Origin of the sequence: Bauldia sp. (assembly GCF_020442045.1) — a bacterium.
Taxonomy (GTDB): Bacteria; Pseudomonadota; Alphaproteobacteria; order Rhizobiales; family Kaistiaceae; genus Bauldia.
Genome location: NZ_JAGRLA010000151.1, coordinates 1 through 2,114, shown reverse-complemented (window position 1 = coordinate 2,114; position 2,114 = coordinate 1). Strand labels below are relative to the sequence as shown.

Annotated in this window: 1 protein-coding gene; it reads left to right on the top strand. The window is 66.7% G+C overall.

Going from position 1 to position 2,114, the window contains the following annotated elements:
- Window positions 1–72: 72 nt before the first annotated feature.
- A partial coding sequence (trbE, locus tag KDJ86_RS16765; RefSeq protein ID WP_291748413.1) for a conjugal transfer protein TrbE occupies window positions 73–2,114 on the top strand: 2,042 nt, incomplete at its 3' end.

Sequence of the window (2,114 nt, the reverse complement as noted above, 5' to 3'; positions counted from 1 at the left end):
CCCCAATTCGTCGAGGTCGGCCGACGCCATCTGCGCGTCCCGGCTTTTCTCGCGGTCTGAGGGGGCGTCGCCATGATGAATCTCTCCGAATATCGCCGCACCGCTGCCCGCCTTGCCGACTATCTGCCCTGGGCCGCGCTGGTCGGCCCCGGCGTCATCGTGAACAAGGACGGATCGTTCCAGCGCACCGCGCGCTTCCGCGGTCCCGATCTCGATAGCGCCGTCGCGGCCGAGCTGGTCGCCGTCGCCGGTCGCATCAACAACGCCTTCCGCCGTCTCGGCTCGGGTTGGAGCATCTTTGTCGAGGCGCAGCGCAGCGAAGCCGCGACCTATCCCGACAGCACGTTTCCCGATCCGGCCTCCGGCCTGGTGGAAGAGGAACGCAAGGCCGACTTCGAGGAAGCCGGCATCCATTTCGTGTCGGACTATTTCCTGACCATCCTCTATCTGCCGCCGGCCGAGGACGCCGCCCGGGCCGAAACCTGGCTCTACGAGGGCCGCGAGCAATCCGGCGTCGATCCCCATGAGGTGATGCGCGGGTTCATCGACCGCACCGATCGCGTGCTCGCGCTGCTCGACGGCTTCATGCCCGAATGCGGCTGGCTCGATGACACGGAGACGCTGACCTATCTCCATTCGGCGGTTTCAACCAAGCGGCATCGCGTCCGCGTTCCCGAAACGCCGATCTATCTCGATGCGCTGCTCGCCGACCAGCCGCTGACCGGCGGCCTCGAACCGCGCCTTGGCGACCAGCATCTTCGCGTCCTCACCGTCATCGGCTTTCCGACCGCGACGACGCCCGGCCTGCTCGACGATCTCAACCGGCTGGCCTTTCCCTATCGCTGGTCGACCCGCGCGATCCTGCTCGACAAGACCGACGCGACCAAACTGCTGACCAAGATCCGGCGGCAATGGTTCGCCAAGCGCAAGTCGATCGCCGCCATCCTCAAGGAAGTTCTGACCAACGAAGCCTCGGCGCTGGTGGACACCGATGCGTCCAACAAGGCGACCGACGCCGACATGGCCTTGCAGGAACTGGGAGCCGATGTCGCCGGCGTGGCCTATGTCACCGCGACCATCGTGGTGTGGGACGCCGATCCGCGCCTTGCCGACGAGAAACTCCGCCTTGTCGAGAAGGTCATCCAGGGCCGCGACTTCACGGCCATGGTCGAGACGGTCAACGCGGTGGACGCATGGCTCGGCAGTCTGCCCGGCCACGCCTACGCCAACGTCCGCCAGCCCCCCATCAGCACTTTGAATCTCGCCCACATGATACCGCTGTCGGCGGTGTGGGCGGGGCCGGAACGGGACGAGCATTTCGGTGCGCCCCCCTTGCTTTACGGCAAGACCGAAGGCTCGACCCCGTTCCGGTTATCCCTCCACGTCGGCGATGTCGGCCACACCCTCGTCGTCGGCCCGACTGGCGCGGGCAAGAGCGTGTTGCTCGCGCTGATGGCGCTCCAGTTCCGGCGCTATGATCGCAGCCAGGTGTTCGCCTTCGACTTCGGCGGCTCGATCCGCGCCGCAGCCCTCGCCATGGGCGGCGACTGGCACGATCTCGGCGGCGGGCTGACAGAGGGCGACGACTTCTCCGTCTCGCTTCAGCCGCTCGCGCGCATCCACGATACCTATGAGCGTGCCTGGGCCGCCGACTGGATCGTCGCGATCCTGACCCGTGAAGCAATCCAGATCACGCCGGAAGTGAAGGAGCACATTTGGACCGCGCTGACGTCGCTGGCCTCGGCGCCGGTCGAGGAACGCACGATCACCGGCCTGTCGGTGCTGCTCCAGTCCAACGACATCAAGCAGGCGCTCCGGCCTTATTGCGTCGGCGGGGCCTATGGTCGGCTGCTCGACGCGGAGGTCGAGCAACTCGGCTCGTCCGCCGTGCAGGCGTTCGAGATCGAGGGGCTGGTCGGCACAGGTGCTGCGCCCGCCGTGCTCGCCTATCTCTTCCACCGCATCGGCGACCGACTCGACGGGCGGCCGACCTTGCTCATCATCGACGAGGGCTGGCTGGCGCTGGACGATGAAGGCTTCGCCGGCCAGCTCCGCGAATGGCTGAAGACGCTGCGCAAGAAGAACGCCTCCGTCATCTTCGCCACGCAGTCGCT